Origin of the sequence: Gilvimarinus sp. 2_MG-2023 (genome assembly GCF_030547685.1) — a bacterium.
Classification (GTDB): domain Bacteria; phylum Pseudomonadota; class Gammaproteobacteria; order Pseudomonadales; family Cellvibrionaceae; genus Gilvimarinus.
On sequence record NZ_JAUOQM010000030.1, the window covers coordinates 1 to 3,781 of the forward strand.

Genomic DNA, 3,781 nt, shown 5'->3' on the forward strand with positions numbered 1-3,781 from the left:
AGCGTCCAGCGTCCAGCGTATCAATAATCATCCTGCTGCGAAAAATACTCCGGCGCCAAATTATCAAACCGGGTGTATTTACCCACAAACGCGGCGCGTACGGTACCCACCTCACCATTACGCTGCTTGCCCACAATCAGTTCCGCCACGCCTTTTTCGGCGCTGTCTTCGTTGTAGTACTCGTCGCGATAGATGAACAAGATGATATCGGCATCCTGCTCGATGGCACCGGATTCACGCAAGTCGGAGTTCATGGGGCGTTTGTTGGGACGCTGCTCCACGCTCCGGTTGAGCTGCGACAGAGCGATAACGGGGCAGTCGAACTCTTTGGCCAGCGCCTTTAGGGCGCGGGAGATTTCGGAGATTTCCTGCGTGCGGCCCTCGTTGGAGCCGGCCACCTGCATTAATTGCAGGTAATCGACCATGATCATGCCGGGGTTGCCGTGCTCGCGGGCAATGCGGCGGGTGCGGGCGCGCATTTCTTGCGGCGTCAGGCCCGGGGTGTCATCGATAAACAGGGGTTTATCTTTTAATTTACTCACCGCCACCGACAGTTTAGGCCAATCTTCTTCGGTGAGCTTGCCGTTGCGCATATGACCTTGATCGATACGCCCTACCGAGGACATCATCCGCATCACCAACGCGGCCGAGGGCATTTCCATACTGAATACCAGTACCGGGCGCTCTTGGCTGAAGATGGCGGACTCGACAAAGTTCAGTGCCAGTGCGGTTTTCCCCATTGAGGGACGAGCAGCGAGAATAACCAGCTCCCCAGCCTGCCAGCCGGAGGTTTTACCGTCCAGGTCGGCAAGGCCGGTGGGCACACCGGTAACATCATCGCCGGAGCGGAACAGTTCGTCGATCCGCTCAACGGTTTCTTTTAGTAGGCCATTTACCTCGCGCAAGCCACCTTCTTTGGGGCGGTCTTCGGCGATTTGTGCCACGCGTTTTTCGGCCAGTTGCAGCAGGTCGTCCGAGTCGAGCCCGGCGGGGTTGTAGCTGGACTGGCTAATCTCTTGCGCGGCGACGATCAGTTGGCGCAGAGTGGAGCGTTCGCGCACGATGCGGGCGTAGGCGGTAATATTCTCGGCGCTCGGCGTGTTGGCGGCCAGCTCTACCAGGTAGCCCAAGCCGCCGGCGCGCTCTAGCTCGCCGTGGCGCTCCAGCACTTCGGACAGAGTGACGGCATCGAGCGGCTGGGCGTCTTCTTGCAGCTCGATCATCATGCGCAAGATCAGCTTGTGATCCTCGCGGTAGAAATCTATTTCAGAGGCAATTTCCAGCACGGCATCGAGCCGGCTGTTGTCCAGCATTAATCCGCCCAGTACAGCTTGCTCGGCCTCGACCGAGGAAGGTAACTTAGCGCCAGCGCTGCCGGATTCAGACTCCGGGTATTGGGACAAGGCCTCTGAAGACATATTCACTCTCTTTAAGTTTTCACCGGGCAAAAAAAAACGGGCACCCGACGCGCCGATAACTCGGCTGTCGATAGTGCCCGATTTTTACTGTTTTGTCAGCGGGTGTAAACGCTAATCCGGTGTCGCAGGTTTATAAGCCTGCGATGCGGCGCTATTTACTCGGCAACAACAGACAGTTTAACGGTCGCAATGATGTCGGCGTGAACCTGCACATCGATGTCGAACTCGCCTACTTCGCGAATCACACCTTCTGGCAGACGCACTTCAGACTTGCTCACTTCAACGCCAGCGGCGGTGATAACGTCAGCAATATCACGAGTACCGATAGAACCGAACAGCTTACCTTCGTCGCCAGCGTTGGCTTCGATAGTAACAGCCACTTCGGCCAGTTTGTCAGCGCGCACTTGTGCTTCGGCTTTTTTCGCTTCAGCGGCGGCTTCCAGGTCAGCGCGACGCGCTTCAAATTCAGCAACGTTTGCTTCAGTTGCTGGGATAGCTTTGCCGTGCGGTACCAGGAAGTTGCGGCCAAAACCGGACTTCACAGTCACTTTGTCGCCAATGGCGCCAAGCTTACCCACTTTCTCGAGCAGAATAACTTCCATCTCGTAAACCCTCTAGTTTCAATTTTGCCTGCGGTGGTTAGGGCTTGGCCTTAACTCGTCCGCGAAAATCCAACCACGTGTCGCTAAATGCGACGACGACCAACAGTATTTTTAACGGCTGCACCAATAACAATGCACAGTAAAACAACACCAACCAGTGCACGGCCAAAGATCGCTGCTTTGCCACCGAGTGCACCAGTGCAATACCGGCAAACAACAGTGGCTGGGCAAAAACCCAAACCCATACGCTCATGCTTCCCGCTTGCCAGTAGCAGTAGGCGACAGCCAAAAGGCATACCGTCGACGCTAATGGCGGCAGTCGCAACGCCCGAAACTCTTCACCGAAGCCTCCGGGGTTGTACAGCAAGGCCTGCCACCAACGCCCCAGCAATAAACTCAGTATGCAACTGAGTGTGCCTAAGGCGGCGAGCCAGCCCAACACTAAGGTTAGGTCCGACTCGGGCAGTGCCAGTGGCTGACTCGCTTGCTCGCGCACACTGTCGAGCAGTACTTTACCCAACTCCATCATGTCGCCGACAAAGTTAGGCGCCAACTTAACGAGCAGCAATACACCGAGCGTATTGCACGCCACCAAGCCCATTAATGCATGGGGCCAAGTGGCCTTGGTGCGCAGTAATATTGCGACCAGATAGACGCAAATAGCACCTATAAGGGCCAGTACTGCGCTTGTTTGTCCCACCACCATGTAGCCAATCGGTGGCAGCAGAGCCCAGAGCAGAATTAACAGGCCATCGGCCATTCCACGTCTGAGCGTTACCAGGGCAACGGCTGCCGGGCTTACCAGAGGAATCCAGTGCCCAATCAGTGCTACCGCTGCAGCCTGTGTGCGGCCTCGCATAATAAATTCAGCCAGAGCACGCACAATAACTGTCTCTTAGTCGTGGCTGTCCGTGTATGGCAACAGAGCCAAGTAACGGGCGCGTTTAACAGCGGTAGACAACTGACGCTGATATTTAGCTTTTGTACCTGTGATGCGGCTAGGTACGATTTTGCCGGTTTCAGTAACGTAGGCTTTCAAGGTGTCCAGATCTTTGTAATCGATCTGCTTGGTGCCTTCAGCGGTGAAACGGCAGAACTTGCGGCGACGAAAAAAACGAGCCATGGATTATTCTCCCTCTTTCTCAGTGGTCTGCTCTTCTGCTTTTTCTTCTGAAGCTTCTTCAGATTTTTCAGCAGGCTTTTCAGACTCTTCACGACGCGGGGCACGTGGAGCCTTACGCTCACGGCTTTCTTTATCGGCTTTCGCAATTGGAGACTCTTCGGTAACAGCCTCGTCAGTACGGATAACCATGTTGCGCAGTACAGCGTCGTTGTAACGGAAGTTGGTCGTTAATTCTTCCAGGGCTTCTTCGCTACACTCAACGTTCAGCAGAACGTAGTGTGCTTTGTGAATCTTGTTGATGGGGTAAGCCAGTTGACGACGGCCCCAATCTTCCAGACGGTGCACCTGACCACCACCGTTAGTAACGGTTGCGGTGTAGCGCTCGATCATGCCTGGCACTTGTTCGCTCTGATCCGGGTGGACCATAAATACGATTTCGTAATGACGCATTAATAGCTCCTTACGGGTTAAAGTCTTCCGCCCTTGCGCGGTAAGACAAGGAGTGGCAAGCCCAAGGGGCAGCCGGTTTCACCTGCACCGACATAGGGTACAGGGGCGCGGTATTCTAGAGAGTTTAAGGGGGGAGTGCAAGGTTATTTTTTGGACAGTAAGTGAGTCAGACGCTGGACGCTGGACGC

The 3,781-nt window shown here is 55.1% G+C and carries 5 protein-coding genes; all 5 read right to left on the reverse strand.

Annotated features, from left to right (window positions below):
- Nucleotides 1-20 precede the first annotated feature (20 nt).
- Nucleotides 21-1,418, reverse strand: coding sequence for a replicative DNA helicase (gene dnaB / locus Q4526_RS06635; RefSeq protein WP_215976150.1), 1,398 nt, complete (start codon nucleotides 1,416-1,418; stop codon nucleotides 21-23).
- Nucleotides 1,419-1,573: 155 nt separating this feature from the next.
- Nucleotides 1,574-2,020 (reverse strand): 50S ribosomal protein L9, encoded by a 447-nt coding sequence (gene rplI / locus Q4526_RS06640; protein WP_215976151.1) that lies wholly within the window; start codon nucleotides 2,018-2,020, stop codon nucleotides 1,574-1,576.
- Between the two features lie 37 nt (nucleotides 2,021-2,057).
- Nucleotides 2,058-2,903 carry a hypothetical protein gene (locus tag Q4526_RS06645; RefSeq protein ID WP_215976152.1) on the reverse strand — a complete coding sequence of 282 codons (846 nt, stop codon included), beginning with the start codon at nucleotides 2,901-2,903 and terminating at the stop codon, nucleotides 2,058-2,060.
- Nucleotides 2,904-2,915: 12 nt separating this feature from the next.
- Nucleotides 2,916-3,143, reverse strand: coding sequence for a 30S ribosomal protein S18 (gene rpsR / locus Q4526_RS06650; RefSeq protein WP_215976153.1), 228 nt, complete (start codon nucleotides 3,141-3,143; stop codon nucleotides 2,916-2,918).
- Between the two features lie 3 nt (nucleotides 3,144-3,146).
- On the reverse strand, nucleotides 3,147-3,593 hold the full coding sequence (rpsF, locus tag Q4526_RS06655; RefSeq protein ID WP_215976154.1) for a 30S ribosomal protein S6: 447 nt from the start codon (nucleotides 3,591-3,593) through the stop codon (nucleotides 3,147-3,149).
- Nucleotides 3,594-3,781: the final 188 nt, after the last annotated feature.

Excerpts from the sequence above, each read along its gene's own strand:
- rpsR (WP_215976153.1), bottom strand. The coding sequence starts at position 3,143 with ATGGCTCGTTTTTTTCGTCGCCGCAAGTTCTGCCGTTTCACCGCTGAA.
- rpsF (WP_215976154.1), bottom strand. The coding sequence starts at position 3,593 with ATGCGTCATTACGAAATCGTATTTATGGTCCACCCGGATCAGAGCGAA.
- dnaB (WP_215976150.1), bottom strand. The coding sequence starts at position 1,418 with ATGTCTTCAGAGGCCTTGTCCCAATACCCGGAGTCTGAATCCGGCAGC.
- rplI (WP_215976151.1), bottom strand. The coding sequence starts at position 2,020 with ATGGAAGTTATTCTGCTCGAGAAAGTGGGTAAGCTTGGCGCCATTGGC.